General features: G+C 62.0%; 27 protein-coding genes. 8 read left to right on the top strand and 19 right to left on the bottom strand.

Annotation, left to right across the window (positions count from 1 at the left end; all coding sequences use genetic code 11):
- The first annotated feature begins 83 nt into the window (after positions 1–83).
- Both HMPREF2935_RS01745 and HMPREF2935_RS01740 read left to right on the top strand, forming a co-directional pair.
- Entirely contained in the window at positions 84–524 is a 441-nt protein-coding gene (locus tag HMPREF2935_RS01745) for a hypothetical protein (RefSeq protein WP_061924688.1), read from the top strand.
- Positions 485–1,759: a serine/threonine-protein kinase gene (locus tag HMPREF2935_RS01740; RefSeq protein WP_070731716.1), complete on the top strand. Its 1,275-nt coding sequence runs from the start codon at positions 485–487 to the stop codon at positions 1,757–1,759. The genes HMPREF2935_RS01745 and HMPREF2935_RS01740 overlap by 40 nt, the downstream gene beginning before the upstream one ends.
- A gap of 6 nt (positions 1,760–1,765) precedes the next feature.
- Here HMPREF2935_RS01740 and lysS read toward each other — a convergent pair whose 3' ends face one another.
- The gene (gene lysS, locus HMPREF2935_RS01735) at positions 1,766–3,343 is read right to left on the bottom strand and encodes a lysine--tRNA ligase (protein WP_070731715.1); all 1,578 of its coding nucleotides are present in this window, start codon (positions 3,341–3,343) and stop codon (positions 1,766–1,768) included.
- Positions 3,344–3,508: 165 nt separating this feature from the next.
- Here lysS and HMPREF2935_RS01730 point away from each other — a divergent pair, with 165 nt between their 5' ends.
- A complete protein-coding gene (locus tag HMPREF2935_RS01730; RefSeq protein WP_070731714.1) occupies positions 3,509–5,599 on the top strand; it encodes a PhoX family protein in 2,091 nt (696 codons plus the stop codon).
- Between the two features lie 350 nt (positions 5,600–5,949).
- Here HMPREF2935_RS01730 and HMPREF2935_RS01725 read toward each other — a convergent pair whose 3' ends face one another.
- The 13 genes from HMPREF2935_RS01725 to dacB are packed head-to-tail and all read right to left on the bottom strand — an operon-like array spanning position 5,950 to position 17,536.
- On the bottom strand, positions 5,950–6,864 hold the full coding sequence (locus HMPREF2935_RS01725; RefSeq protein ID WP_070432305.1) for a 2-dehydropantoate 2-reductase: 915 nt from the start codon (positions 6,862–6,864) through the stop codon (positions 5,950–5,952).
- 10 nt (positions 6,865–6,874) lie between these two features.
- Positions 6,875–7,642 (bottom strand): pantoate--beta-alanine ligase, encoded by a 768-nt coding sequence (locus HMPREF2935_RS01720; RefSeq protein WP_070731713.1) that lies wholly within the window; start codon positions 7,640–7,642, stop codon positions 6,875–6,877.
- Positions 7,639–8,310, bottom strand: coding sequence for a 6PGD fold domain-containing protein (locus HMPREF2935_RS01715; protein ID WP_210400712.1), 672 nt, complete (start codon positions 8,308–8,310; stop codon positions 7,639–7,641). The genes HMPREF2935_RS01720 and HMPREF2935_RS01715 overlap by 4 nt, the downstream gene beginning before the upstream one ends.
- Positions 8,311–9,414: a DUF6779 domain-containing protein gene (locus HMPREF2935_RS01710; RefSeq protein WP_070731712.1), complete on the bottom strand. Its 1,104-nt coding sequence runs from the start codon at positions 9,412–9,414 to the stop codon at positions 8,311–8,313.
- Between the two features lie 37 nt (positions 9,415–9,451).
- Complete coding sequence (locus tag HMPREF2935_RS01705; RefSeq protein WP_061924713.1) at positions 9,452–9,916, bottom strand: DUF3180 domain-containing protein; 465 nt, start codon at positions 9,914–9,916, stop codon at positions 9,452–9,454.
- Complete coding sequence (gene folK / locus HMPREF2935_RS01700) at positions 9,913–10,380, bottom strand: 2-amino-4-hydroxy-6-hydroxymethyldihydropteridine diphosphokinase (RefSeq protein ID WP_070731711.1); 468 nt, start codon at positions 10,378–10,380, stop codon at positions 9,913–9,915. Before folK ends, HMPREF2935_RS01705 begins: the two co-directional genes overlap by 4 nt.
- A gap of 2 nt (positions 10,381–10,382) precedes the next feature.
- Entirely contained in the window at positions 10,383–10,757 is a 375-nt protein-coding gene (gene folB / locus HMPREF2935_RS01695) for a dihydroneopterin aldolase (RefSeq protein ID WP_061924717.1), read from the bottom strand.
- Positions 10,757–11,668 (bottom strand): dihydropteroate synthase, encoded by a 912-nt coding sequence (gene folP, locus HMPREF2935_RS01690; RefSeq protein ID WP_070731710.1) that lies wholly within the window; start codon positions 11,666–11,668, stop codon positions 10,757–10,759. The genes folB and folP overlap by 1 nt, the downstream gene beginning before the upstream one ends.
- Before the next feature lie 2 nt (positions 11,669–11,670).
- Entirely contained in the window at positions 11,671–12,261 is a 591-nt protein-coding gene (gene folE, locus HMPREF2935_RS01685; RefSeq protein WP_062037128.1) for a GTP cyclohydrolase I FolE, read from the bottom strand.
- On the bottom strand, positions 12,251–14,593 hold the full coding sequence (gene ftsH, locus HMPREF2935_RS01680; protein WP_062037124.1) for an ATP-dependent zinc metalloprotease FtsH: 2,343 nt from the start codon (positions 14,591–14,593) through the stop codon (positions 12,251–12,253). Before ftsH ends, folE begins: the two co-directional genes overlap by 11 nt.
- A gap of 26 nt (positions 14,594–14,619) precedes the next feature.
- Positions 14,620–15,207 carry a hypoxanthine phosphoribosyltransferase gene (gene hpt, locus HMPREF2935_RS01675; protein ID WP_062043252.1) on the bottom strand — a complete coding sequence of 196 codons (588 nt, stop codon included), beginning with the start codon at positions 15,205–15,207 and terminating at the stop codon, positions 14,620–14,622.
- 12 nt (positions 15,208–15,219) lie between these two features.
- A complete protein-coding gene (tilS, locus tag HMPREF2935_RS01670) occupies positions 15,220–16,272 on the bottom strand; it encodes a tRNA lysidine(34) synthetase TilS (RefSeq protein WP_070731709.1) in 1,053 nt (350 codons plus the stop codon).
- Entirely contained in the window at positions 16,262–17,536 is a 1,275-nt protein-coding gene (dacB, locus tag HMPREF2935_RS01665; protein WP_070432313.1) for a D-alanyl-D-alanine carboxypeptidase/D-alanyl-D-alanine endopeptidase, read from the bottom strand. Before dacB ends, tilS begins: the two co-directional genes overlap by 11 nt.
- A 116-nt stretch (positions 17,537–17,652) precedes the next feature.
- Between dacB and HMPREF2935_RS01660 the strand changes: the two genes are divergently transcribed.
- The 3 genes from HMPREF2935_RS01660 to HMPREF2935_RS13400 all read left to right on the top strand — a co-directional run bounded on the left by HMPREF2935_RS01660 (position 17,653) and on the right by HMPREF2935_RS13400 (position 19,155).
- Positions 17,653–18,126, top strand: coding sequence for an inorganic diphosphatase (locus tag HMPREF2935_RS01660; protein WP_062037114.1), 474 nt, complete (start codon positions 17,653–17,655; stop codon positions 18,124–18,126).
- Positions 18,127–18,321: 195 nt separating this feature from the next.
- Positions 18,322–18,633, top strand: a complete 312-nt coding sequence (locus HMPREF2935_RS13405; protein WP_235591243.1) for a hypothetical protein — start codon at positions 18,322–18,324, stop codon at positions 18,631–18,633.
- A gap of 12 nt (positions 18,634–18,645) precedes the next feature.
- The gene (locus HMPREF2935_RS13400) at positions 18,646–19,155 is read left to right on the top strand and encodes a DUF559 domain-containing protein (protein ID WP_235591242.1); all 510 of its coding nucleotides are present in this window, start codon (positions 18,646–18,648) and stop codon (positions 19,153–19,155) included.
- 15 nt (positions 19,156–19,170) lie between these two features.
- Here HMPREF2935_RS13400 and HMPREF2935_RS01650 read toward each other — a convergent pair whose 3' ends face one another.
- Genes HMPREF2935_RS01650 through HMPREF2935_RS01640 form a run of 3 tightly spaced genes read right to left on the bottom strand, consistent with a single transcriptional unit; the run spans position 19,171 to position 22,183 of the window.
- Positions 19,171–20,103 carry a S41 family peptidase gene (locus tag HMPREF2935_RS01650; RefSeq protein ID WP_070731708.1) on the bottom strand — a complete coding sequence of 311 codons (933 nt, stop codon included), beginning with the start codon at positions 20,101–20,103 and terminating at the stop codon, positions 19,171–19,173.
- Positions 20,100–21,500 carry an FtsX-like permease family protein gene (locus HMPREF2935_RS01645; protein WP_070731707.1) on the bottom strand — a complete coding sequence of 467 codons (1,401 nt, stop codon included), beginning with the start codon at positions 21,498–21,500 and terminating at the stop codon, positions 20,100–20,102. The genes HMPREF2935_RS01650 and HMPREF2935_RS01645 overlap by 4 nt, the downstream gene beginning before the upstream one ends.
- Positions 21,497–22,183 (bottom strand): ABC transporter ATP-binding protein, encoded by a 687-nt coding sequence (locus HMPREF2935_RS01640; RefSeq protein WP_070731706.1) that lies wholly within the window; start codon positions 22,181–22,183, stop codon positions 21,497–21,499. Before HMPREF2935_RS01640 ends, HMPREF2935_RS01645 begins: the two co-directional genes overlap by 4 nt.
- A gap of 98 nt (positions 22,184–22,281) precedes the next feature.
- Here HMPREF2935_RS01640 and HMPREF2935_RS01635 point away from each other — a divergent pair, with 98 nt between their 5' ends.
- Complete coding sequence (locus HMPREF2935_RS01635; protein ID WP_070731705.1) at positions 22,282–22,992, top strand: sensor histidine kinase; 711 nt, start codon at positions 22,282–22,284, stop codon at positions 22,990–22,992.
- Positions 22,989–23,645 (top strand): LuxR C-terminal-related transcriptional regulator, encoded by a 657-nt coding sequence (locus HMPREF2935_RS01630; protein ID WP_070731704.1) that lies wholly within the window; start codon positions 22,989–22,991, stop codon positions 23,643–23,645. Before HMPREF2935_RS01635 ends, HMPREF2935_RS01630 begins: the two co-directional genes overlap by 4 nt.
- A gap of 150 nt (positions 23,646–23,795) precedes the next feature.
- Here the strand turns inward: HMPREF2935_RS01630 and HMPREF2935_RS01625 are convergent, their stop codons facing one another.
- Both HMPREF2935_RS01625 and HMPREF2935_RS01620 read right to left on the bottom strand, forming a co-directional pair.
- Positions 23,796–24,608, bottom strand: a complete 813-nt coding sequence (locus HMPREF2935_RS01625) for an endonuclease domain-containing protein (protein ID WP_070731754.1) — start codon at positions 24,606–24,608, stop codon at positions 23,796–23,798.
- A 397-nt stretch (positions 24,609–25,005) separates the two neighbouring features.
- Positions 25,006–25,851: a hypothetical protein gene (locus tag HMPREF2935_RS01620; protein WP_070731703.1), complete on the bottom strand. Its 846-nt coding sequence runs from the start codon at positions 25,849–25,851 to the stop codon at positions 25,006–25,008.
- Between the last annotated feature and the right edge of the window lie 130 nt (positions 25,852–25,981).

Below are 25,981 nucleotides of genomic sequence, written 5' to 3'. Positions count from 1 at the left end.
CCCGAATGCGGCAATGTAGTTGGAAAGATGATTTAGCCGTACACCGCCATTTTCTCCACTTCTTCGAATCGGACGGAGTGTGATTGGTCAAAAACATCGGCAATTTCCTGACCGTCACGATGTCTTCGACCAGCAACCGCGCTTATTCTCCTATCCGCGTTGTTCCCCAAACCACCGCCATCATTCCACTTGGCTCCTCGCTTTTGCGTTTTTCCACCAAGACGATGCGCTATGAATTAGAGCTCGTGCAGGGCACCCCTGTCACAGAACCCGAGGTAGATAGCCTGCCAAACGCAGAATTTACCCGGAATACTTTCGAACCCAACTATGAACAGCGCCGTGTGCTCGAGGCTCTCGCGCGCCCGCTTCTCAAGGATCCCAGCGCCGTGCCGCGCGTGGTGATTCCTTCTACCAAGGAACTGGCCGAGGAATCGACGAGCGCTACACCGACATCCGCCTCATCGCTGAGGGCGGCATGGGGCGCGTGTACTACGCGCGCCAAAAGGACTTGGAACGCGACGTAGCCATCAAGGTCATCAAGGCCACCCCCAGCCCCGATGCACGCGAGCGTTTCCGCGCGGAGATGCGGCGCATGAGCCACCTCAGCCACTCCGCCATCGTTCCGGTTTACACCGGCGGCACGACGGAAGGTTTGCCCTATTTTGTCATGCGCTACGTAGAGGGCGGCACGCTTTACGACGTCCTGAAGGTCCGCAAGGCCGCAGGGCTCCACTTCGACTTGGCCGAGGTTGCTATCTATCTCGAACCTATCGCGCAGGCATTAGACTACCTGGCCAGCCTTCCCACGCCGGTTGTCCACCGCGATGTGAAACCCGCAAATATCCTGGTCCCAGATGATCCGCGCCCCTCGGCGACGGTCCTGACAGACTTCGGTATTGCGCTCTACGAAGAGGATAATCGCATCACCTCCGAGGGCATGCGCGTGGGCACGGATGCCTATTTGGCACCGGAGCTCTATCCGACGTCGCTTAGCGCAAAGGCGCCCTCCGCCACCGCGGCGAGCGATCGCTATGCCCTCGCACTCATCGCGCTAGAAATGCTCACACTGGAGAATCTGCGCGAGCACTACAACCAGCAGCAATGGGCGCATTCGCGCCTGATTCCGGAAATCACCGCGCAGGACTTAGGCCCGCGCAACCAAGACTTTGCTGAGCACATCAACACGGTGCTGCACAAGGCGCTCGCGGAAAATCCGGCGCGCCGCTATACCAGCGCACAGGAGTTCATCGAGGAGCTGACCACGCCCACCGCTACCCCACGGCGCAAGAGTACAGCGCGCAAATGGCTTCCAGCCGCGATGGTACTCGGTCTCTGCGGCATCGGCGTGGCCGGTGCATGGAATTACCTAGCCAAAGACGACTGGAGCGGAACGCAAAAGGAAATCGCAGCAGAATATCACCAAATTGTGGGCGAGAAGGAAGGCGGCACCGGCTGGGAAGGCCTGAAATGCAACCCGCAGGAGGTGGCAGCGGAGGCGCCGATGGAGGCGTCGATAAGCTGCTCCAGCCCGCGCCAGCAGATAAGCGTGCTGGAATTTGCCTCCTCCGACGCGCGCAGCGATTTCAAAAAAGCCTCCCCTGGGCGGGGTAGTGCGCGCAAGGAAGGCGATCGCTGCAGCTTAGAGGTCGTGGCTTATGCAGACGACCTCACCGGATTCTACCCCGACGGAAAACACTCGAATTTTGTGATTTTCTATCGGGGCGAGCTGGAATCCGCAGCCGAGATTCCAGCCTGCTAAGGCCGTCTACTTTTCCGGTTTCACGATTGGGAAGAGAACCGTCTCGCGGATGCCCAGGCCGGTAAGTGCCATGAGCAGGCGGTCCATGCCCATGCCAGTGCCGGCTGTTGGCGGCATGCCCTGCTCCATGGCGGCCAGGAAGTCCTCGTCGAGGACCATGGCTTCATCGTCGCCGCCGGCGGCCAGGCGGGCCTGATCCTCGAAACGCTCGCGCTGGATAACCGGGTCCACCAGCTCGGAGTAGCCGGTGGCCAACTCGAAGCCGCGGACATAGAGATCCCACTTCTCGGTAACGCCCGGGATGGAGCGGTGCTGACGGGTCAGCGGGGAGGTCTCAACCGGGAAGTTCTTGACAAAGATTGGGCCCTCGAGCTGGTCCTCGCACAGGACTTCCCAAATCTCCTCGACCAGCTTGCCGTGGCCCCAACCGCCGTTCTTTGGAACGTCCAGGCCGATGACCTTGGCAATCTCTTTGAGCTCTTCCACGGTGGAGTCGATGGTGACCTCCGGCTGGCCCGGGAACTTGCGGGCAAGTGCCTCGTTCAGGGATGGGTACATCTCGATCTCCGGCCATTCCTCGCCGCCGAAGTCATACTCGGTGCCATCAGCCAAGGTGACCTTGTGGGAGCCGAAGACGGCCTCGGCCACAGCCTGGATGGACTCGCGGGTGGTGCGAGCACAATCGTTGTAATCGCCCCAGGCCGCGTAGGTCTCGAGCATGGCGAACTCCGGAGAGTGGGAGCGGTCGACGCCCTCGTTACGGAAGTTGCGATTGATCTCGAAAACGCGGTCGATGCCGCCAACGACGGCGCGCTTCAAGTACAGCTCCGGCGCAATGCGCAGGTAAAGATCGATGTCGAGAGCGTTGGAGTGGGTCACGAACGGGCGAGCTGCCGCGCCACCGTGCAAGGTCTGCAGCATCGGGGTCTCGATCTCGACGAAACCCTGATCCTCCATGTAGTTACGCAACGCGCGCATGACCTTCACGCGGGTCATCGCGTTCTTGCGAGCCTCTTCGCGCACGATGAGATCGTTGTAGCGCTGGCGCACGCGGGTTTCTTCATTCATGCCCGCGAAGGAAACGGGCAGCGGGCGCAGGGACTTCGCCGCCATGGTCCACTTGGTTGCCATGATGGAAAGCTCGCCGCGGCGCGAAGCGATGACGCGGCCGCGCACGGAGATGAAGTCTCCCAAGTCAACGTCAGACTTCCAGGCAGCCAGCTGATCTTCGCCGACCTCGGCCAAAGAAAGCATGGCCTGTACCTGGGTACCGTCACCGTCCTGCAAGGTGGCAAAGCAAAGTTTGCCGGTGTTGCGCATGAAGATAAGGCGGCCGGCGATAGCGTGCTCGACCTCGGTCTCGTCGCCTGCGTGCAGGTAGGTTACGTCGGCTTCCTGGCCCGGCTCTTGGTCTTCTGCCAGGACCTGGAACTTGTGGCGAAGGTCCTTCATGGCAATGGTGCGGTCAACGGTGACCGGGTATGCCTCGGTGCCTTCAGCCAGCAGGCGCTCGCGCTTTTCGCGGCGGATGCGCAGCTGCTCAGGGACGTCGTTTACTTCGGGGGTATTTTTCTGCTCGCTCACGATTGTCTAGGGTAGTCGATCCCCTTAAGACAGTGCGATCTCGTACCCGTTTAACGAGTGTTCATTCAAATGACATTTCGATTACACAGGCTGTAAATGCAGATGCGCTTAAATATGCTCCGGCAAACCTCATGACTTAAAACATGAAATCAGGAGCATCACATAATGGCACTCAAGGGCCTTAACCTTTTTACTTCCTCGCGTTCCTCGCTGACCTGCACCTACAAGTGCGGCAACGCCTGCTTGGGCGAATGCGATAACCCTTCCAACAACTCCTACTTCGGTGACCGTTTCACCACCCCGCTTTCTCGCCGTACCGCACTGCGCGCGGGCGGCCTCAGCGTGGTTGCAGTAGGCGGTTCGGCAGCCCTGGCTGCCTGCTCTGGCGACGGCGCTGGCCCGGGTGACTCCGAGGGCAACGCAGGCGCCGGCAAGACTACCGATGCCAAGGTCGAGCTCACCTCTGCAGAGGGCATGCAGTTCGATGCGGTCCAGCCAAACACCAAGGACGAGGTCGTTGTACCGAAGGGCTACGAGCAGTCAGTGCTCATCGCCTGGGGTGACCCGGTGATTGAGGGGGCACCGGAATTCGACGTCGATAAGCAAACTGCGGAAGCTGCGAAAAAGCAGTTCGGCTTCAACAATGACTTCGCGGGCCTCATCGAGCACCCGGACAACCCGGAGCGTCTGGTCTACATGTGCTCCCACGAGTACACCACTGAGCCGATGATGTTCCCGGATTATGACCCGGAGAACCCCACCGAAGAGCAGGTCAAGATCGGCTGGGCTGGCCACGGCCACACCATCCTGGAGGTCTCCAAGGTTGGCGATACCGGCGAGCTCAAGCGCGAGTTCGGCCCGCTGAACCGCCGCATTACCGCAACTACCCCGTTCCAGCTGGTTGGCCCTGCTAAGGGCAGCGACCTGGTCAAGACCAAGGCCGATCCAAAGGGTGAGACCGTAAGCGGCACGCTGAACAACTGCTCCGGCGGCGTGACCCCATGGAACACCATGCTTTCTGGCGAGGAGAACTTTGACCAGTACTTCGCTGCTGGCGATATCAAGGACGAGAAGGCAAAGAAGTCGCTGGAGCGCTTCGGTATTGAGGACAAGGAAACCTCCCGCAAGTGGGAGCGCTTCGACGACCGCTTCGACTGCTCCAAGGAGCCAAACGAGCCAAACCGCTTCGGCTGGATCGTTGAGATTAACCCGCTGGACCCAACCTCTACTCCGGTCAAGCACACCGCGCTGGGCCGCTTCAAGCACGAGGCAGGCAACATCCACATCGCTGATGACGGCACCGTAGTCTGCTACTCCGGCGATGACTCCCGCTTCGAATACATCTACAAGTTCATCTCCACCAAGAAGTACGAAGAGGGCAACATCGAGCACAACCTCTCCATCCTGGACCACGGCACCCTGTACGTCGCCGTGATGGAGGGCAACTCCCCTGAGGACGAAATCGACGGCTCGGGCGTTCTGCCTGAGGACGGCGCCTTCGACGGCAAGGGCAAGTGGGTCAAGCTGCTGACCTCTGACACGGAGAACAACAAGTTTGAATCTCACGTTGATGGCTTCAGCGCGGAAGAGGTTGCGATCTTTACCCGTGAAGCTGCTGACAAGGTGGGGGCTACCAAGATGGACCGCCCTGAGGACATCCAGGTCCACCCGGATTCCCACAAGGTCTACGTGGCGCTGACCAATAACTCCTACCGCGGCGCTACCGGCGAGAACGCCAAGAAGAACAAGGAAGATGCCAAGGAATGGGCTCCAGTCAAGGAGAACAAGAACGGCATGGTCATGGAAATTGATGATGACCACGTCGGCGAGTCCTTCACCTGGAACCTCTTCTTGGTTTGCGGCGACCCGAATGAAGCCAACACCTACTTCGGCGGTTTCGATAAGTCCAAGGTCTCCCCGATTTCCTGCCCGGACAACCTGGCCTTCGACAACCACGGCAACCTGTGGATTACCACTGACGGCAACGCACTGGACAGCAACGACGGCCTCTATGCGGTCACCACCAGCGGCGATACCCGCGGTGAGCTGAAGTGCTTCCTCACGGTTCCGGCCGGCGCAGAGACCTGTGGCCCAATCGTTGACGACGACCGCGTCATGGTCAACGTCCAGCACCCGGGCGAGGCTGACGACGCCACCTTCGACGCCGCGACCTCCCACTGGCCTGACGGTGGCAAGACCACCCCGCGCCCGGCCGTGGTTGTGGTATGGAAAGACGGCAAGATTGGCGTTAACTAGCTCGCTCTCCTTTTCGCCGCTCGCCTTTGGCCGCTGCCTAGTCATTTGGCCACCACCTCACCATTTGGCTGCTGCCTAACTAAATGGTGAGGAACAAATGGTGAGGTCACCCAACAATAATCACACTGGCCAACACAGGCCGCAGTGGTTACGGGGTGACCTCACCATTTGCATTTGTGGCGCGCACTACCTCGCCGCTACTCCACCACTTTCCATTTACCCAGGCCTGGATACCAAGACCTCAAGGTCGCGGTCCGGGCGCGAAAATGACAGCGCACCGCGAACAGGAGGTCTGGGTTTCCAGGGGTGCAGTTCCAGGCCTGAGTGCTTGCTCAGTGAGGGTGGTCGCGCTAGTTGCGGAGCTGGGCCTCCAACACGTCCTGCGCAAAGTCAAAGAGCGGGGTCGCAACTCCAGCGCGCTGGCCCATCCGGCGAATGGCGCCGACCTGGGCATCGAGCTCGTTGGGCAAACGGTCCTTGATATCACGCTGCATTGATGTCGTGGCCTGCGGATACTGTTCGCGGGCGAAACCCATCGTCTGCTCCACCACGTTATTCGGCAGCGCGACCTCCAACGCTCGAGCGACGGTCTCGACCTCGCGCATGAAGGCCTCCAACTGCCCCGGGATTTCGTCGATGAGGTAACCAATCGGCCGGTCAACCAATGCGCCCAAAGTGCCCGTGGTGGTTACGAACATGGCCTTGGCCCACACATCGACCAATGGTTCCGCATGATATTTGCCCCGCGCGCCGGCTTCGTTCAAGGCAGCAGCCAACTGCTGCCCCACCGGAATCGAGCCCGCCATCGGGCCGAATGCCAAGCTCAACGGACCGGGGTTGCGCTTAATCTTCGCCGACCCCAGGCGGGTCGCGAAGACGCGAGCAACACCAGCCAGCACATTTTCCTCACCGAAATGCGCTGCAGCCAAGTACGGAATCTCCACCGAATTATGGGTGGTCACCACGGGAATACCCGTGAGCGATTCCGGATCTGGGCCGAAAGTGTCATTCCCCGGCAGCGCTTTCGTGGCGATAATGGCCACGTCGAGTCCGCCCAATTGCTCAATTAGCTCGGCAAACGTTTCCGCCGCCGGTGGGGAGGGGATGAAGGTTTCGTTATCAGAGGCGTCGATAAGCGTGAGCCCCGAGCGCAGGGCTTCCAGGGTCTTGCCGCGGGCTACGTAGCCCACCTCGTGGCCTGCCTGCGAAAGAGTGCCGCCAAAGTAACCGCCAATGGCGCCTGCGCCCAGAAATCCAATCTTCATGGGTTCCAGACTAGCTATCTTGGTTCTCCAAATTGCGGAAACCGATACCCAATGGCAGGCCGACGCTATCGATCAGCCGCACCCCGCCGAGTGTGGCCGCGACAAAGAGGCGCGCGTCGCCCTCAGCCGGCGGCTCGCCCAAGTCACGGCTGCGCAGTTCCAAGTACTCCGGTTCCACACCTGCAGCAGCCAGCACCTCGCGCGTTACCTCAAGTACCTTGTCAGCACCAGATTCAGCCGCATAGGCACCCGCGGTCAGCGCCGCCGACAACGCACTAGCTTGCTCGCGAGCCTCCGGCGCCACGTCCGCATTGCGCAGGCTCATCACCACGCCATCAGCCATGCGTACCGCCGGCACGCCCTGGACACGCACGCCCAGGTGCAGGTCGGTGCACGCCTGCTGGGTCGCGACGAGCAGCTCGTAATCCTTCTCGCCCATGACGACGTCGCTTGGCGCAAGCGCACCAATCAGACCAATGATGCGCGTTAGCTCAGCGCTAATGTCCTCCATGCCATGCCACTGCGGCACGATCCGCGTGCGTTCGGGGGCTTGGGGCGCATGCCAGACGACGTCGACTTCGCCAAGCAGCTGTGCATCCTGCAGGTCGGTGAGCGCCACGACGACCACCGCGCCGCGAATCCGGCGGGCGGCCTGCACCAGCGCCAGATGCCCCGCGTGCACGCCGCGACCCAGGGGAACCAGAACCACGCGGCGGCCGGTCTTGCGGTAGGCGCTGCCCACCATGCGAATGCGTTCGATGTCCTCGACGATGTTCATCGGTTCTCCTCCTGTAGCGCCCACATTTCTAGTTCTTCGCGGCGAAAGACCTCGCCGAACCGCCGGGCCGCTTCGACGAAGGCGCGGCGCATTCCGGGTTCGGTGAGGCCTCGATACGCCGCGATGATTTCGGCGCTTTCCGCCGCTTCGAGGGCCTCGGCGCTTTTGACCAGAGTCTCGCTGAAGACGTCCTCGTTCGCGCGCACGGCCAGCTCGGTCATCATCTGGGCATAGTACACGCGGGCGGCAAACGCGGGCCTTTCACTATCGCTTAGCGCGGCCCCGCTGGCTTGGAACTCCCCCAACACCAGCTCGGCGATGGTTTGGCCAAGCTCATCGATGGTCGTGGTGGCCCAGCGGCGCGCATGGCACGGCGCGATGGCGGCGACGACGCAGCCGCGGGTCTCTAAGGGATCGAGCACCTGCACTCCGCGGGAAAGGCAAGTGTGAAACACGATGAGGCCGTCGTGCACGTAGGTTTCGAGCATGTCGACGGCCTGCTCCAAGCGGGCATCGCCAAGCGCGATGATGAGTGCTTGATAGTCCTGTAGCTCGGTTAGTTCTGTGAGCGGCTCCACGGTGTGGCCGACCATGCGCATCTCCTCAGCGAGAAGCTGGCCGACTTGTGAGTTTCCGAAGAGCGCGACGCGCATCCGCGGTGCGCGCATTTACTTCTTCTTTTTCATTGCGGCCATGAGCTCGGCCACTGAGACAGAACCCTCGCGTGCCTCGTCGCTACGGCGACGGCCGCGGGATCCTTCCTGCTCCGGCGCGCGGTGCTTATGGCTAGCGTGCTGCGCCGCCCTTGCCTGCTGCGGCTGCGGCTGTGCCTGCTGGCCCTGCTGGCCCTGCTGTGCGCCAGCAGACTGCGCGGCGTTGGCAGCGTGGTGGCCGCTAGCCTGCGCGGACTTGGTCTCTGCCGGCTTGGAGTGTGAGGACTGCTGGCCATCCCAGCGCACGGTCTGGAAGGAAGCGGTGTCGAAAGTCGACTGCGGGGACTTCTGCGGCTGGCCGCCTGGGAAGTGCTGGCTCGGCTTTGCGGAGGCCGGCTTCGCCTGCGGCTGCTGCTGGGCAGTCGCCTGCTGGTTCTGCGGCTGTTGTGCCTGCTGTGCCTGCCCCTGTGCTGGGAAGGTCGGACGTCCAAAGGACTGGCGGGCGCGCTCCTGGGCCTGGCGCTGCGCCTGCTGGGACTGCTGAGTCTGCTGGCCGCGCTGCTGGACCTTTTGGGAGATGATGTCATCCAGCGGGTTGTGCTGCGGGGTGCGGGCGCTGGGCTGGGAGCCGAGGCGGCCGGCGACGGCGTCGGCAGTTGGCGCACCCTTGGAAGCCTGGGTGAAGTTGACCTCTGGCTCGCGGGTCTTTTCCTCAAGCTCCATGATGCGACGTGCCTCAGCGTGCAGCGCGGCTGGCTCATAGGTGAACTCGCGGCCAGACAGCTCCTCAATCTGGGCGCGGATGGAAGCCAGCTCCCGGCGAATTTCCTCCATAATGTCGGAATCACCCTGGGTTGGCTCGACCTTGCGGGCGCGCTCAGATTCCAGCAGCGCAGCCGATTCCGCGGCCTCACGGCGGTAGCGCACCACCATGAAAAAGCCCAGGACAGCCGCCCACAATGCGGCGATGAGCGCCAGCTTCAAAGCACTAGCAGAGCCCGAAATGAGCATGACCAAGCTGGCGATGACAGCCAAAATCACCAGTGCAATAAGGCCAATCGAGCCGGCGTCTGCTTTCTTGGGGGCGGATTGCTGTGGTTCAGGGGTCGGAGCAGTCATGGAAACCAATTTACAGTCCGATCCTTTAATTAGCCCACTAAGTCTGACCCAGCGCGTCGGGCGGCACCTCACAGTGGCGTTCCAAGACCACGCCAGCCACTGCCATGGCGATGCCGCCGAGGGCGGAAGTCAGCACGCCCGTAAGGTCACTAGCGGCGGCCACCAGCTCATTCGCATGAGGAAGCACATAGACCAACATGCCCAAGTAGCCGCCGCCGACGATGGCGCCGGTCCACGCCGAGGCTTTGCCCACGAGCAGAAACTGCGCGATGGTCATGGGATTGAGCTGCGAGTTATCTAGACCAATACCGTGTTCTTTGCTCTTGGCTTGGCGCACCTTCCACGTCAAAAAGACACACACGGCCGTCACGGCCCACAGGGAAATGGAAACAGTCGCCGGGATGGCCAGCATGGAGCCGTAAAAGCGGGAGGTCAAAATCGCAGCCGCAGCGGCAACGAAGAGCCCTACTCCGACAAGCCAGCCTATCGACGTCCGCTTCATGCCAGCTTCACCTGCTCTACTTCGGCCAGGTCGAGCGCAGCGATGAGGTCTGCAACAGGAGTATCGCCAAGCCGCGCATCTGGGTCCGCAGCCAGCCACGGCACCAGCACGAAGGCGCGCTCGTGGGCATAAGGATGCGGAAGCGTCAGTTCCGGTTCGCTAGAGGTCACGCCTTCTACCTGCACGATGTCCACGTCCAAGGTGCGCGGACCCCAATGGCGCACGCGGACGCGCTCGGCGGCCTGCTCAAGGGCCTGACCGCGGCGCAGCAACTCCATTGGGCTCTCCTCTACGTCCACAATGAGCACCGCGTTAAGGAACTCGTCCTGGTCCGTAACACCCCACGGCGGGGTGGAATAAATGGGCGAGGCCGCCACGGTTTCCGCGGCGAACTCGTCGAAGACCGTCTGCAGCAATGCGCGGCGGTCATCCATGTTGGAGCCAATCGAAAGTACCGCGCGCATCGTCACTTGCCTCCTCGCATGCTCTTTCGCGAGCGACGCGCCACGACGGCGACGTCGGCGAAGGTGCGCGGAATCGGCGCCTTCGGTTTATGAATGGTCACCTCGACCGCATGCAGCAGGTCATAACGCTGCATCACGGTATCGGCCACCTCGTTGGCCACGGTCTCGATGAGATCGCGCGACGGGCCCTCGACGATGTCCGCCGCGACGTCGGCAAGCTCGGCGTAGCTTACGGTGTTCGCAAGGTCATCTGTGGTTGGGAACTCAGTCCAGCAGGTGATGTCCACTAGGAAGGGCTGACCCTCGCGCTTTTCTTCCTCGAAGACACCGTGGTAGCCAAAGCACTCCAGGCCGGTCAGTTCGATGCGGTCTGCCATTAGCGGTTTCCTTCCTTAGACGCAGCGCCGTTGGTGTAGCTACGGGTGGCGTTTACGCCGCCAGAATAGGCCAAGCCAGCGTTCCACGCGGCGGCGACGTCGACGGCATCGCGGGAGACGCCGACCTCGTGCACGCGCACGCCCCACGCACCCATTTGCGCGGAGATTGCGGTGACAGCGGCGGTGGCGGGATCGGCGAGCATGGGCGAGGCTTCCACGCCGCGGTCCTCGCGGATGGCGGCGAGGAAGCGCTTGCGGGAAGCGCCCACGAGAATCGGAAACTCGCCCTCAAGGAAGCTCGGCAGTGCCTTCAACAACGCCCAGTTATCCTGCGGAGTCTTGGCAAAGCCCAGGCCCGGATCCAGGACGATGTTGTCAGCGCGCACGCCTGCTGCAAGGGCGGCGTCGCTCAGCTGCGCTAGGCGTTCGTGCACGTCGCGCACGACATCGCCGCCATGGTCCGCACTGCCGGCGGCGGAGCCGAACTGTACGGTACGCCAGTGCATCAGACACACGGGCAGCGCGCTATCGACCATCACGGCCAGCATGTCAGGGTCCGCAAGCCCGCCGGAGACATCGTTGATGAGGTCCACGCCCGCGCTTGCCGACGCCGCCGCCACCGACGCGCGCATCGTATCCACGGAGGTCTTGATGCCCTCCTCGTGCAGCGCGCGGATGACCGGAACCACGCGGTTTTCCTCGTCCTTCGCGTCCACGCGGACTGCGCCGGGGCGGGTGGATTCGCCGCCAACATCGATGATGTCTGCACCCGCCGCGACCAATTCGCGGGCGTGCTCAATCGCGGCGTCGATGTTGAGCCACCGCCCGCCGTCAGAAAAAGAATCCTCGGTGACGTTCACGATTCCCATGACCAGCGTGCGGCCCGGGACGGTCAAGTCACTGACAGTCATTTCTAGCTCCTAATAAGGCTCATTACCTCAGCGCGGGAAGCGGCATTGGACTTGAAACCGCCGCGGACGGCCGAGGTCGTGGTGGTAGCGCCAGGCTTGCGGATGCCGCGCATGGCCATGCACAGGTGCTCGCATTCGATGACCACGATGACAGATTGCGCGTGGAGGACCTCCACCAGGGCATCGGCAATCTGGGAGGTCAGACGCTCCTGGACTTGCGGACGCTTGGCGTACATATCGGCCAGGCGGGCTAGCTTGGACAGGCCGGTGACCTGGCCGTCTGGGCCCGGGATGTAGCCGATGTGCGCCACGCCGTAGAAAGGCACCAGGTGGTGCTCGCAGGTGGAGTAAATCGGGATATCGCGCACCAAGACCAGTTCTTGGTGCTCCTCGGCGAAGGTCTTGTGCAGGACCTCGGTTGGGTCCGCGTGCAGGCCGGCGAAGACTTCCTTGTAAGCGCGCGCGACTCGGGCTGGCGTCTCCTGCAGGCCCTCGCGGTCGGGGTCCTCCCCTACTGCGATGAGCAACTCGCGGATCGCTGCCTCCGCGCGGGCCTGATCAAATTCGCCCCTGGCGGGGATGTTATTGCTCATCTGAATCCTTGTAGGGGCTGGCCTGGCCCTGGTTGCCAGAGCGAGGCGCGTTGTACGGGTTATTGGCACGCTGGTTCTCGCCGAAGCTGGACCACTGGTCGCGGTCAGGCTGCGGCTTGGCGTGGCGGCTGCCGACGCGGGGAATTTCGGTGGTCGGGCGGTCGCTCGGGGCCTGGCCAGCGGGAGTTTCGGGAGCCGGAGCAGGCTGTGCCGGCTTTTCGGCTTGTTTTTCTTCTGGTGCGAAGAAAGTGTTTTTCTCGCTATCGACCTTGTCGCCCGCGTGCTGGCCAAAGTTGAAGCCAATCTCGCCGGTGGGCTGTGGGTCCTGGCCTGCTAGGCGACGCTCGCGTGCCGCACGGGAAGCCTCAACCAAAGTCATGCGCGGTGGCAGCTCCTCGCCGCGTTCCTTGGCCAACTCGGCCGGAGTCTTGACTGGCTCGCGGCCAGCCTGGCGCGGGAAGCGATCGTCCTCGTTCGGGAAGACGTCGAAAGCCGCGCGTGGCTCGATGCCCTCAAAGATGCCCTCCAGGTCGGGGCGACGGAGGGTCTCCTTGTCCAGCAGCATCTCCGCGAGCTTATCCAGGTAGTCGCGGTGCTCCGCCAAGATGTCGTAGGCCTGCTGATGCGCGCGATCCAACAAGTAGCGCATCTGCTCGTCGATGCGGGTAGCCACGTCTTCGGAGTACTCGATGGAACCGCCGCCCATGCCGTAGCCGAATGGGTCGCCCTGCTCCTTGCCGTATTTCACGGTGCCAAGGTCCGGGGAGAAGCCGTACTCGGTCAGCATGGAACGAGCGATCTTGGTGGCGTTTTCAATATCAGAGGAGGCGCCGGTTGTCGGCGCGCCGAACACGAGCTCCTCGGCAGCACGGCCGCCCATGGCAAAGACCAAGCGGGAGAAGAGCTCGTCGCGGGTGTACATGCCCTTGTCGTCTTCCTGCGAGGTCATCGCGTGGCCACCGGTGCGGCCACGGGCCAAGATGGTGACCTTGTAAACGCGCTCAATGTCCTTGAGCGCCCAAGCGGCCAAGGTGTGGCCGCCCTCGTGGTACGCGGTGACCTTCTTCTCGTGCTCGGAGATGATCTTGCCTTGGCGGCGCGGACCGCCGACGACGCGGTCGGTGGCCTCCTCGAGAGCGTCATAAGTAATCACATTGCCGCCAATGCGGGCGGTCAAAAGTGCAGCCTCGTTCAGGACGTTAGCCAGGTCCGCGCCGGACATACCGGCGGTGCGCTTGGCCAGCTGGGCGACGTCGACTTCCTTGGCCAAAGGCTTGTCCTTAGCGTGGACGCGCAGAATCTCCTCGCGGCCAGCCAGGTCTGGGTTAGTAACCGGAATCTGGCGGTCGAAGCGGCCCGGGCGCAGCAGCGCCGGGTCCAGGATGTCTGGGCGGTTGGTGGCCGCGATGAGGATGACGCCCTCGCGGTCGCCGAAGCCGTCCATCTCCACCAGCAGCTGGTTCAGGGTCTGCTCGCGCTCGTCATGTCCGCCGCCGGTGCCGGAGCCACGCTGGCGACCCACGGCGTCAATCTCGTCGACGAAGATGATGCACGGGCTGTTTTCCTTCGCCTGCTTAAACAGGTCGCGCACGCGGGAAGCACCCACGCCGACGAACATCTCCACGAAGTCCGAGCCGGAGATGGAGAAGAAAGGAACTCCCGCCTCGCCCGCAACGGCGCGGGCCAGCAGCGTCTTACCTGTGCCGGGAGGGCCGTAGAGCAACACGCCGCGCGGAATCTTCGCGCCGAGGGCATGGTAGCGCTCGGGCTCGTCCAAGAAATCCTTGATTTCCTGCAGCTCGTCCACTGCTTCATCGGCACCAGCCACGTCCTCGAACGTGTTGGTGGGCATGTCCTTGGTCAGCTCCTTGGCCTTGGAGCCGCCGATACCGAACATCCCGCCGCCGTTTTGCTGCATGCGGGACATGAACCAGAACAGGAACGCGAACAGGATGATCATCGGCAACAGGAAGCTGACCATCGAGCCCAGGAAAGATTCCTGGGTGACCTTGGTCTGGTACTTCTCCGCGCCGGAGTCCTTAACAGAGTTAAAGATCTGTTCGCCGGCGCGGGCCGGGTACTTGGCGATGATTTCTTCGACGCCTTCGCGCTCTTCCACCGTCACTGGCTTTTTGAGCTTGAGGCGCAGCTGCTGTTCGCGGTCGTCGATTTGCGCCTCAGCGACGTTTTTGTCCGTCAGCTGCTTGACCGCTACGGATGTCTCCACCTGGACGTAGTTGCGTGCATCGTTGGTAAAGAAGGTGAAGGCATAAAGCGCTACGAGTACAAGCGCTGCGATTCCGCCGTAGCGAAGGAGTTTCTTGTTTTTCATTAGTACCTATTTGTACCTAGTAATCCCTATTTATTGGTGTAGACGTCTGGGTGCAAGGTGCCGACGTAAGGCAGGTCGCGGTAACGCTCCGCGTAGTCGAGACCGTAGCCGATGACGAACTCGTTCGGGATGTCGAATCCAACATCGAACAGATCGATCTCGGCACGAATGACCTCCGGCTTACGCAGCAAGGTGACCACCTCGAGGGAACGCGGGTTGCGGCCCTTGAGGTTGCGGATCAGCCAGGACAGGGTGAGGCCAGAGTCGATGATGTCCTCAACGATGAGAACGTCGCGGCCCTCGATGTTGCGGTCAAGGTCCTTCAAGATGCGGACCACGCCGGAAGAGGAGGTGGCGTTGCCGTATGAAGAAACCGCCATGAACTCCATCTGGGAAGGAATAGACAGCTTGCGCGCGAAGTCCGTCATGAAGAAAACGGCTCCCTTGAGCACACAAACGAGGATGATTTCTTCCTCTGCGTCCTTATACTTAGCGGCTACGTTATCCGCCATTTCCTGGATTCGTGCCTGCAGCTCTTCCTCGCCGATGAGGACGGCTTCGACGTCTTTGCCGTAAGCATTTGCTGGGACGTTGAAATCTTTTTTGTCGTGCACGCTTGCGCTCCTTTAGTGACCGGGCAATAGTGCCAGTTTGCCACCAACCCTTCTTACTTCCAACCTCTGCCCCATGATTTTTTGCTCTTTCAGGCTAGGCGCCACGGCCACGCCTCCCTGTCCGTGCCAGTTGGTGCACAGCTTGCCGACGCCGCGCAGCACCTCACGGGTTACTTCCACCCCCTGCTCATGCAGCCACGCAGCCAGGACACGCCGTCGCACCGGTTCGCTAAGAGCTGCCAACTCCGCGGCGTCGAGGACTTCGCTTCCCGGTTCCGCGATATTAAATCCGCCAGAATCTATCGCGGCGTTACTTAACGCCGCGTTGTCTAACGCCGCGTTGCCTAACGCCGCCTTACTCAACGCCGCGTCGTCAAGCGCGGCATCCCCCGCCGCCTGGGCGAGTGCGGGCACGGCGTCTCCCCCGATCAGCTGGGAAAGCTGCGGGATAATCTCGCGGCGCAGCGCCACGCGGCGGAAGGAGGTATCGCGGTTTTGCGGGTCATGCCAAACCTCAAGGCCCAGCTCTTCGCAAGCGGCAAGCGTCTGCGCGCGGCGGACCTGCAACAGGGGGCGCACCACGCGCACGCCCTCAATCTCGGCGGCAGGCAGCATGCCGGCGACCTTGCCGCGCAGCGCGCCAAGCAGCAGGGTCTCGGCCTGGTCGTCGGCGGTATGCGCCACGGCCACGGGCAGCCGCGTCGCACCGGCGAAAGCCTGGTAGCGCGCTAGTCTCGCGGCGGCCTCCAGGGAACCTCGATCTGCAACCTCCACCTTCAGCACTTCTGCCCGCGCGCCCAAGCTTTCTGCTTGGCCGGCGGCCTTCCCGGCTTGCTCGGTAGAACCTGGCTGCAGGCCATGATCGACGCACAGGGCTTGTACCTCGAAGCCCTCGGCCACCAAGGCCGCAGTCAGCGCCAGAGAATCAGCGCCGCCGGAGAGCCCCACGGCTATGCTCTCTTGTGGCTTTGCCTCCTGCGCCCACTCCACCACCGCGCGGCGGCAGGCCAGAAAGTTTGGCGAAACTCGCGGCCAGAAGGGCTTTGCCGCGTATTTAGAACTCATGCAGCACGCTGGCCAGCGCGTCTTGGGCCTTGCGGGCGGCCAAGATGTCACCGTCGTTGACCAAAAAGGCGAAGGCATAGACGCGGCCGGACTGGCCCTGTGCGGTACCAGCCAGCGCAGAGACGCCGGTCAGCGTGCCAGTCTTGGCGCGAACATAGCCGCGGGCAGGCGAATCGCCGTAGCGCTCGTACAAGGTTCCCTCGCCGCCGGCCAGCGGAAGATAACCCAGCAGGGGGCGCAGGGCGTCGTTCGTCGCGGCGATGTCCACGATGCGCGTCAGCACTGCCGCCGGGATGCGGTTCTCGGTGGACAGCCCGGAGTTGTCCTTAATATTCACGCCGTTTAAGTCGATGTCGTTTTCTTCGAGCACCTCGCGGGTGGCCTCGGTAGCACCTTGGAAGCTGGCTTCCTTTCCACGGGCCGTGGCCAGCTCGCGGGCAATGGCCTCGGTCATGACGTTGTCGGAATGCTTCGCGGCTTCCTGCGCGCGTTCGGCCAGCGGCGCGGAGTGCACCTCACCGAGCACGACGCCGGCCTGCGGGGCATCGCCTTCCTCGACTTTGTCGGTGCCTAAGCGTTTTGCCAGTGCATGCGCAAGATCCGTGGCCGGGGTGTGGCTACGTGGGACGTCGCCAGTCGTGGCGCCGAGGCGGCCGCCGTAAAGCATCGCGGGCTGCATAGGCGCCACGAAGCCCTCGTCGACATTCTCGGGGTCCCAACCCGGCGCCTGTTGCGGGCCTGCCCATGCGGAAGTATCCAGCACCACGCGCTTAGCGTTTCCCACCTGGGCGGCAAGGTCATCGAGCTGTGCGGAGGTCATCCAGACGTCGCCAGCCGCGCGCAGCACAACCGTGCCTTCCTCCTCGCCCTGCAGGACCTGCGTGGTGATCCGTTCGTCCTCGCCGAGTGCCAACGTGGCTGCGGCAAGGGTTAACACCTTGGTGGAAGATGCCGGCGTCAGCGGGCGCTGGGCGTCGCGCTCCCACACCACCTCATCGCTGGTGGTGTCGATGACCTGCGCGCCGAACGTCGCCAACGCGGGGTCCTTAGCCTGGGAATCAAGGCGGGCCTTCAGCGCTTCTAAATCCACCTCACCGGGCTGGGCAACCTGCAAAGGTGTCGCCGGCGTGGGCTGAGAATACGGGGTCCCGTGGTCCAAATTGTTGTAGGCGCTCTGGATGTTTACCCCGAGTGCAGCCGTGCCTGCAATGGCAGCGGCCATCACCACGGCCGTGCCCGTCCACCACATATGCTTCGCTTTCATCGCCTTTCACCCTAGCGCGATAATGCGGCACGGTAGACTATTGGCAGCGATTGATGATGCCGAATATTCTCGGCCGCAATCCCCCAGTACCCACAATTTGTATGGAGGAATACGCAGTGAGCGTTGAAGTAACCATCGAGATCCCAAAGGGCTCCCGCAACAAGTACGAGGTTGACCACGAGACCGGCAAGGTTCACCTCGACCGCTACCTGTTCACCCCGATGGCATACCCGGCTGATTACGGTTTCATCGACCACACCCTGGGTGAGGACGGTGATCCGCTCGACGCTCTCGTTATCCTGCCGGAGCCAGTTTTCCCGGGCGTTGTTGTTGAGGCTCGCGTCCTCGGCGTCTTCAAGATGACCGACGAGGCCGGCGGCGACGACAAGCTGCTTTGCGTCATCGATGATCCTCGCTGGGAGCGCTACCAGGACATCAACGATGTTGAGGATTCCATCAAGGACGAGATCGAGCACTTCTTCGTCCACTACAAGGACTTGGAGCCGAACAAGGAAGTTACCGGCTCTGGCTGGGGCGACAAGGCTGAGGCGGAGAAGATCCTCGAAGAGGCTATCGCTCGCTTCAAGTAATTCACGTTTCTAGGGACGTTTCGATCAAATAGGGCTCAAAATCCGAGGGTTTGAGAGGCCTTAGTTGATCGAAACGTCCTTTTTCTTTGTCACCGCGACAACTCCTCGTTCGTGACGTACGATTCGATCAAATAGGGGGCCGAAAACAGCGGTTTCTGGGGGCTTATTTGTTAGAAACGTACTCGTCGGGGGCACATGGAAATTTTCGAGGGACGCGCGGGGACTCGCCGCGCTGCTAAGGGGCAGGCAATCAAGATTTGCCGCGGTCTGTATTTATCTGCGGTGCCAACGCCGCGCGAGCTCGCTGAAGTCGTCTCGCGGCGCTGGCCGGACTCAGCTTTAGACGGCTATTCCGCCGCTCAGCAGTATCTTGGCCAAGAACTGACTTTTCCGCTTCACTTCCTGCGTGCAGGAACGATGGCATCAAGCACGTATTTCCGCAGCCGGCGGGCACGGCCCAAGGCGCTGGGCAGTATGAACGGGGTAAACGTGTGCAGCCCGCTGTAATGCATTGAGGCCATGGCGCAGGAGGATGGCGTGGCCTTCATCGAGGCCTTCTTCGCTGGGCCACACGGGCGCTCGCGCATCGAGACCGAGCAGCTGGACTTTCGCCGCCTGCCCAAGCACACGCGTGAGGTGTTGGAGAAGGCCATCGTCGGGGCGGATAGCAAGCCGGAGCGCGACCTCACCCGGGGCCTTGAACCCCACGTCAAAGTCCGCAACAACGTGCGGGTTGGGCCCTACCGCTGGGACTTGGTGCTAGAGGAACACAAGGTTGCCATCGAGGTGGACGGCTATGCGTATCACAAAGGCGAGAACCGGCAGCGCTTCGAAATCGACCGCCAGAAGCTTAACGACGCCATCCAGCGCGGCTACCTGCCCCTCCACTTCACCGCCGCCACGATTGAGCACCACCTTGACGTCGCTGTGCACCAGGTCCTCGCGGTCATCAAACGGCGGGGCGAGTTCGTTCCTCCGCCGTGGAAGTGGCACCACTACTGGCGGTGGGAAGGCGAGCGTTGCGGCTAGGAAGCCGCAACGTGCTTAGGAGCCACAGCGGGAAGCGAGCCAAGAATCGAGCTCGGATTCCGGGGCATCGGGGGCGATGGGGTCCTCGGCGAATTCCTCGCCGGTGCGCGCCTTGTCCTTGGCCGTGGTGAGCATGAGCGAGCGGCCGTCCGGGTAATCCAGAACCACGTTCGCGGAGGCGTAGCCGGCGGTCGGCTCGCCGAAGGTGCGCACGTTGTCCAGCCCGCGGAAGGCCAGGAGGGTGGCTTCGGCGGAGGAGGCGGTTTCGTCGTCGGCAATCACGGCGACGGGAACCTCAAGTTTGCCGCCCGACGTGGTGGTGGGCGTGCCGCCGCCGGTGACGGAATTGCCGTCGATGACCACGTCAGATGTGCCCATGCGGCTGACGAAGGAGAGCGCGGTGCCATCCGGCAGCAGGGGGCTTAAGCCCGCGTACATCGGGCCCATATCGCCGCCGTCGTTGCCACGCAGATCCACCACGGCGGCACAGGCCTCCGGGTGGGCAGTCAGGCCTTGAGCCAAGGTATCGGCATAGGCCTGGCCATCATCGTGGCGGCCGATAGACGGGACGGTGGCGCGCAGGATGCCGTCCTCGAAGGAAACCGAGGGCTCGGCGTTGTCGATGGCCTTTTCCTTCTCGGTGTTAAAGACCTTGGAGTGCTTGCCGCCGGCGGCATCGATGGCGGCATCGAGGAGTTCGGCGTTCGTGGGGTCCTTTTTGAAAGCCTCGCGGGCGCGCTGGAATTCTTCGCTCTCGCCATAGATTCCGGTGATTGCTGCAGTATCCACCATCGCGGTGTTGATGCGCTTCTCGCTGGCGTTAAAGAGGAAGTAGGGCTTGCCCAGCAGCGCCCCGCCGTAGGAAGGGCCGAAGAAATACACGGCCGCGAGCACGGCGATGAAGGCAACCAGAAAGAGTCCACCAAAGATTCTCAGTACCGTTTTCATTCTTTTCGACCTCCCGTGCGCAGCACGTAGCCGCGCAACGGTTCGACAAGGACAACGGCGAGGAGTGTGACGAGCCAGCCCACCGCGAGGAAGCTGAAGGCCATGAGCAGACGCGCGACGACGTCGACGTCGCTTGAATCGACGCTGGAGAAGAACATCAGCGAGGCGATACCGCCACCGAAGAGGAAGCCGAAGAAACTCAAGCCCACCACCGGCCCCATGATCGTCAGGGCGCCGGAGCGGAACTGGAAGCCGCGCGGCACGCCCATGAGATCCAGGGAGCGGATGAGCTCCTTGTCCTCAAAAATGCCGGAGACCTGTCCCAGGATGATGGACATGGTGGTCAGCGTGAATCCGAAAATGAGGGTTAATGGAACACCAGTGGAGATGTCCTTGAACACCACGTTCATCCCCGGGTCTTCCTTCAGAACTAGGGCCAAAGCGTCTGCGCCTAGGGGCGCGGCAACGAGGAATCCCGCCAAGTAACCGAAGAAGCCGATGGCAGCACTCCGCCGCCACGCGGGGCGCGCATTACCCGCCACGCGCTGGCAGGCCACGAAGTGCGCGGTACCCGGGAAGAGGGACAAGATGTGCGCGCCAAGCTGCAGGATGAAAGGAGCGATGAGGTTGATGCTCATCAGCATGCCGAACATGACCACGATGACCATAGCGGTGGGCGGGCCCGCCTTGCCGGAGAGGAAAGCCCCGCCGACCGCCACGATGACAAGGAAGACGATGGCGCGCCACCAGCGGTAAGCCGCGGGCATCTGGCGCTTAGCCACGCCCAGCGGGCTTACCCGCACCCGGCGCATGCCGACGAGTGCTGCGCCGATGGCCAGCAGAAAAAGCACACCGGCCACGGCCAGATAACCCCACCAGGGTAGCAGAATCTCAGGCAAAGAAATCGAGCGCATCTGGAAGTCCAGCTGGGTGAAGACCGGCGCGATGAGCAGGCTGATCAGCCCGCCGAGCACGATGCCGATCACCGCCTGGAGGCCCGTCTCCACGATGGCCATGCGCTCCACCTGGCGGGAGCTCAATCCCAACAGACGCAGGGTGGCCAGGCGCTGCTCTCGGCCTGAAGCACCGAGGACGGCTGCCTGCGCGGTCAGGTTAAACAGCGCGGGGAGGATGAACGCGCAGGCCAACAGGGCCAAGGCAAACCACGGGTAAAGGAAGGCCTCCATCTCGTTGCCGAAGGCCTCCTTGAGAGCCGGGGCGGCGTCCTCGACGTGCTGGGCGCGTTGCCAGAACATCCACGTGCCACCCGCAACCAGGAAGGCGATGGCGGAACCAATGGTCAGGCTCACAATGGCCAGTAAGGAAACAATTCCTGTTCCGGAGCGCGCACGAATGGATTCGCGTTGCAGGTCAAAGCCCAAAGTCGCGGTGTTCATCGAATCACCTCGAGGCGGCGGTCATCGTGGATGATGCCATCGCGAATCTCCACGCGGCGCTGCATCCAGTCGGCCACCTTCGGGTCGTGCGTGACCATGACCAGGCTGGCGCCGGACTGGCGCACGATGGTGGTCAGCATCTGCATGACCTCGTGGCCCGTGGACTGATCCAGCGCACCGGTCGGCTCATCGGCGAAAACGACGCCCGGGTTCGCCACCAACGCACGCGCAATGGTCACGCGCTGCGCCTGACCGCCAGAAACCTGTGCCGGGCGGCGCTCCGCCAGACCACCCAGCCCCAGCTGGTCCAACAACTCCATCGCGCGCTTGCGGGCAGCCCCACGCGATACTCCGTTGAGCATGGCGGGCAGCGCCACGTTGTCCACGTTGCTCAGCTCCGGCAGGAGCTGACCATCCTGGAAGACGAAGCCGAAGTTGCGCAGGCGGAGGCGGGAGCGGGGGCCGTCGCCAAGCGCGGAGAGCTCCTCATCCCCGTAGCGCACGCTGCCGTGCGTGGGGGTAAGCACGCCGGACATGCAATGCAGCAGCGTGGACTTGCCGGAGCCGGACGGCCCCATGACCGCCACGAGCTCGCCTGGTTCGATATCGAGGGAGATTCCGGCGAGCACCGGGCCGCCGCCGAAATCCTTGGTGATGTCTGTCAGGGAAAGTGTCTGTGCCATGTCTCTCATTCCACCGTCTCGGGCCCTCATAAAGAACAGTCCTAGCGTTGCTCTTTACGGTAGCGCCAGCACTACCCCCGCCGGGACCGTCGCCCATTATGCTGAAAGCCGTGTTCGGAAGAAAGCCCCAGCCCACCAACCATGAGCAGCAGCAGGCTCAGAAGATTGCGCAGCTCACGGCCTCGCGCCGCGCCATCGCGGATGCCTATGAGGTGGAGCGCGCACGCATCGAACGCGACCTGCACGACGGCGCGCAGCAATACCTCGTGTCCGCGAGCATGAAGTTGGGGGAGGCTCTTCTCGACGCCCCCGCAGACCTCGCCGAGCTCCTCACCGCGGCCAAGCAGGACGTGGACCGCGGCCTCAAGTCCTTGCGCGCCACGGTGCACGGCATCCACCCCCAGGTCCTGCAGGATCATGGTTTGGTGGCCGCGCTTGCCGACGCTGCTTCTTCCCACGGCCCCCACGTCAGCGTCTTCGCCCCGCATCCTTTGCCCAAGCTATCCGCTTCCGTGTTGGCCTGCGGCTACTTCTTCGGCACGGAGGCTTTAACCAACGCAGCGAAGCACGCGCCCGGCGCGCCGGTCTCCGTTTTAGTGACCGCGGATGCCTCCTTGAAAATCACCGTGGTGGATGAGGGGCCGGGTGGCGCACAGGTTTTACAAGGTCACGGCTTAGCGGGGATGGCCGAGCGCCTCGTCGCTTTCGGCGGAGAGATGACGCTGAGCTCTCCCCCGGGCGGGCCGACGAGGCTGACGTGCTCGATTCCCCTTCTTCTCGATCGCGGACAGTCAGGAGTTCACCAATGAGTTTGAGAATCGTCGTGGCGGATGACTCCGCCATTCTGCGCGAGGGCCTCGCCGGCCTGTTGGAGCGCCGCGGGCATTTAATTGTGGGCCAGGCGGACTCCGCCCCGGCGCTTGAGGCGGTGGTGGACAAGCTGCGCGATGAGCTTCCGGACATCGTCATCACGGACGTGCGCATGCCGCCGGGCATGGGCGACGACGGCTTGAAAGCCGCCGTGAACTTAAGAAACGCATACCCGGGCCTGCCCGTCATGGTGCTCTCCCAATATGTGGCCCCCGCATACGCGGTGGAGCTCTTCGACTCCCCCGATGCCGGCACCGGCTACCTTCTGAAAGACCGCGTCTCCGAAGTGCGGGACTTCCTCTCCAGCCTGGACGTGGTGGCCCAGGGCGGCACCGTCATCGACCCCACCGTGGCTCAGGCTTTAATGAGCTCCGGGCGCAGCGGCTTGGGTGAGCTCACCCCGCGCGAGCGCGAGGTGCTCGAACTCATGTCCCGCGGCAAGTCCAACAAGGACATCGCCGCCGAGCTCGTCCTTTCTTCCGCCGCGGTGGCCAAGCACGTCTCTAATATCTTTACCAAGCTGCGGCTGGACCCCGGCGAGGACAACCGCCGCGTCAAGGCGATTCTGGAGTACCTCTCCGCGCACCGTTAAAACGCGCCGGCCAGCGCGGGGCCAGCGCGTCACTTTGACCCCATGCGCCTCACAGCCATCGCCGCGGGCCGCCTGCACGACGCTCACGGTAAATAGCGCGCGAAAACTCGCCGTTTTCCGGCGCTATTTACCGTGAACGACATCGTCTCCTCACACGAACATCCGGTGCCACATCCACGGCGGGTCTAAATAGCGTCTGTTCCCTCCCGCGACCCCGCGCACCTGCTCCACCACCTCGTCGATATGGTGCTCAATCGTGGTCGCAGTGAAGTGCAGAGGCGTATACCCCCGATGCACAACGTCATTGAGTTTCTGACGGTCAAGCTCGAACTGCCGCCGGTTCTCTCCCCGGTGGTAGGCGTAACCGTCAACCTCGATGGCAATCTTGTTGTCCTCCAACAAAAGATCCCAGCGGTAGGGCCCAATTTTGACGTTATTGCGCACCTTAAAGAAGGGCTCCAACGCACGAGTCAACGATTTCTCTGGGACGCTATCCGCCCCGATGATGGCCTTGTCCAGCACGCGCTGGGTGTGCTTCGGAAACCGCCGAAAGTCCATGGCAAGCAGCCTCAATCTGCTTTCCACATCACCGCCAGCAAGGTACTTCTCCAGAAACGTCACCGCGTGCTTCTCCTCCATGGCCTCTACTGCCTGCAGCGGATTGCATACATTGATGCCGTCGTAGGGAAAGACACCCTTCGGCCGCGCACGGCGGCATACGAAGTAGCGCGTGTTTTCCAGGCCCTTCTCACGAATGAGCTGCAACGGAAACCCTGGCTTTCGCCCGAGGAAAATCATCCCCGCGGAATAGCCATCCAGTGCGCAGTCCGGCCAGTGCTCACTGACTACCTTCGCCAATTCCAACGGCGTTGGTTCGTTAGGCAGGTAAAGCCCCCGCGTAATCTTTATTGCTTCCCCCTTGGCTGCAGCTAGTGGCCCAGCGCGGCCAACAATTTTCTCCATGTAGTCCCCTCCGATTAAAAGCCCCTCCCCCGTGCTGCTCACAATAAAGTGCCCCCAAAAAGCCCGCAACCGCAGGAACGTAGATGAGCTTCGGGTGCAGCGGCCTGGGCAGGCTTACCCCGCGCGAGATCCTCGGTTCATCCCCACGGCGAGTCCAGCAAGGGCATCTCCGCGCACCGCTGGCGGGTCATTCTCTACGCTCACGGTAAATAGAGCACGAAAACCCGCCATTTTCCGGCGCTATTTACCGTGAACGACATCGACTCCTCACACGAACCGACGCGCCACGTGCCACAGCCAAATCCGTGGCTTACACCTGCGTGCTCTCCGCCACAATTCGTTCTTCAACACGACGAGTCACGCAGTTCTTAGCATCCCAATTCTGAGCAGTCGGGGCCTAACTTTCTGGCCGGTTTGTGCTCCGATTCAGCAGAATGCGAGAGCGAACCTTCACAAGGTTGAGATTCCATAGTCGGGCCTCATCGACCATAGCGAATTCGGTGGTGTCCTCATTCGAGATGTCCACTTCGATGGTGACGGCATTGTCAGCGGAAGAAATAATGGTGTAGTTAAGCCCTTCAAGCCTGCCAATTAAAGTGGTGACCGCTTCGCTAGTCGGGGAGACCGTGCCCGACAGCGCAGTAGCAATATCAACGAGCTTCTTTTCATCGATTACTTCATCGCCGCTGTCGATGAAGCAATATTGTTGAATTGGCGATCCATCCTCTGCAGGGGCGATGGAATGATCTTCCGCTGAACCAACTTTCGTAACCGTAAGCCTCCCCGTGACGTCCTCAAACGCTAGCTGCTCCCGTGGACTGCGGTTATTGCAGGCAAAGTGAATGGTGTCACCTTCCCTCTTGGTGATAACAATCCCAGCATCATCAGTCATGTACTCGTAGGCGGGTTCGACACCTTCCCAATAACTATGAAGGTACTCGTTGAAAACACTTAGCTTGCCATCTTTCTGTCCGGTGCGAAGGCGAAAGCTTGAGCAATTGCTAACACCGTCAGTAAGGCGAATGCTGTTTTCTGTCTCATTATCAGAGAGTACGAACTCAGCGCTATAGGTCCTAAGTCTCATTGCAGTGGGTGCAGTTCCTTGGCGTACTGCAAATTCGAGGTTCACAATATATTCGCTGTGAGGCTCGAGGCACACATCGATAGCGCATTCAATAGTGATGCCATCTATTTCAAGTGTGTCTTGGCGACGCTCTAAACGCATTGCCGTCAGATCTTCCATTTAAAAGTTTCCCCTTCAACGTAAATGAGTAGTGAAAAAGTGGTGGAACACCCGCTTTCGCTATGAAGAGAAGGCCGAAACACAGGATTCCTATGCAGCCCAAAGTACATGCCCAAAATCTCATACGTTG

Origin of the sequence: Corynebacterium sp. HMSC076D02, from assembly GCF_001813815.1 — a bacterium.
In the GTDB taxonomy this organism is placed as follows: Bacteria; Actinomycetota; Actinomycetes; order Mycobacteriales; family Mycobacteriaceae; genus Corynebacterium; species Corynebacterium simulans.
Note: the sequence above shows the minus strand (reverse complement) of the source record. Positions and strands in the feature narration are given on the sequence as shown.

Bases quoted from the DNA above. Each gene is read 5' to 3' on its own strand.
- HMPREF2935_RS01730 (WP_070731714.1), top strand. From the start codon at position 3,509: ATGGCACTCAAGGGCCTTAACCTTTTTACTTCCTCGCGTTCCTCGCTG.
- HMPREF2935_RS01725 (WP_070432305.1), bottom strand. From the start codon at position 6,864: ATGAAGATTGGATTTCTGGGCGCAGGCGCCATTGGCGGTTACTTTGGC.
- HMPREF2935_RS01720 (WP_070731713.1), bottom strand. From the start codon at position 7,642: ATGAACATCGTCGAGGACATCGAACGCATTCGCATGGTGGGCAGCGCC.
- HMPREF2935_RS01715 (WP_210400712.1), bottom strand. From the start codon at position 8,310: ATGCGCGCACCGCGGATGCGCGTCGCGCTCTTCGGAAACTCACAAGTC.
- HMPREF2935_RS01710 (WP_070731712.1), bottom strand. From the start codon at position 9,414: ATGACTGCTCCGACCCCTGAACCACAGCAATCCGCCCCCAAGAAAGCA.
- HMPREF2935_RS01705 (WP_061924713.1), bottom strand. From the start codon at position 9,916: ATGAAGCGGACGTCGATAGGCTGGCTTGTCGGAGTAGGGCTCTTCGTT.
- folK (WP_070731711.1), bottom strand. From the start codon at position 10,380: ATGCGCGCGGTACTTTCGATTGGCTCCAACATGGATGACCGCCGCGCA.
- folB (WP_061924717.1), bottom strand. From the start codon at position 10,757: ATGGCAGACCGCATCGAACTGACCGGCCTGGAGTGCTTTGGCTACCAC.
- folP (WP_070731710.1), bottom strand. From the start codon at position 11,668: ATGACTGTCAGTGACTTGACCGTCCCGGGCCGCACGCTGGTCATGGGA.
- folE (WP_062037128.1), bottom strand. From the start codon at position 12,261: ATGAGCAATAACATCCCCGCCAGGGGCGAATTTGATCAGGCCCGCGCG.
- ftsH (WP_062037124.1), bottom strand. From the start codon at position 14,593: ATGAAAAACAAGAAACTCCTTCGCTACGGCGGAATCGCAGCGCTTGTA.
- tilS (WP_070731709.1), bottom strand. From the start codon at position 16,272: ATGAGTTCTAAATACGCGGCAAAGCCCTTCTGGCCGCGAGTTTCGCCA.
- dacB (WP_070432313.1), bottom strand. From the start codon at position 17,536: ATGAAAGCGAAGCATATGTGGTGGACGGGCACGGCCGTGGTGATGGCC.
- HMPREF2935_RS13405 (WP_235591243.1), top strand. From the start codon at position 18,322: ATGGAAATTTTCGAGGGACGCGCGGGGACTCGCCGCGCTGCTAAGGGG.
- HMPREF2935_RS13400 (WP_235591242.1), top strand. From the start codon at position 18,646: ATGGCGCAGGAGGATGGCGTGGCCTTCATCGAGGCCTTCTTCGCTGGG.
- HMPREF2935_RS01650 (WP_070731708.1), bottom strand. From the start codon at position 20,103: ATGAAAACGGTACTGAGAATCTTTGGTGGACTCTTTCTGGTTGCCTTC.
- HMPREF2935_RS01645 (WP_070731707.1), bottom strand. From the start codon at position 21,500: ATGAACACCGCGACTTTGGGCTTTGACCTGCAACGCGAATCCATTCGT.
- HMPREF2935_RS01640 (WP_070731706.1), bottom strand. From the start codon at position 22,183: ATGGCACAGACACTTTCCCTGACAGACATCACCAAGGATTTCGGCGGC.
- HMPREF2935_RS01635 (WP_070731705.1), top strand. From the start codon at position 22,282: ATGCTGAAAGCCGTGTTCGGAAGAAAGCCCCAGCCCACCAACCATGAG.
- HMPREF2935_RS01630 (WP_070731704.1), top strand. From the start codon at position 22,989: ATGAGTTTGAGAATCGTCGTGGCGGATGACTCCGCCATTCTGCGCGAG.
- HMPREF2935_RS01625 (WP_070731754.1), bottom strand. From the start codon at position 24,608: ATGGAGAAAATTGTTGGCCGCGCTGGGCCACTAGCTGCAGCCAAGGGG.
- HMPREF2935_RS01620 (WP_070731703.1), bottom strand. From the start codon at position 25,851: ATGGAAGATCTGACGGCAATGCGTTTAGAGCGTCGCCAAGACACACTT.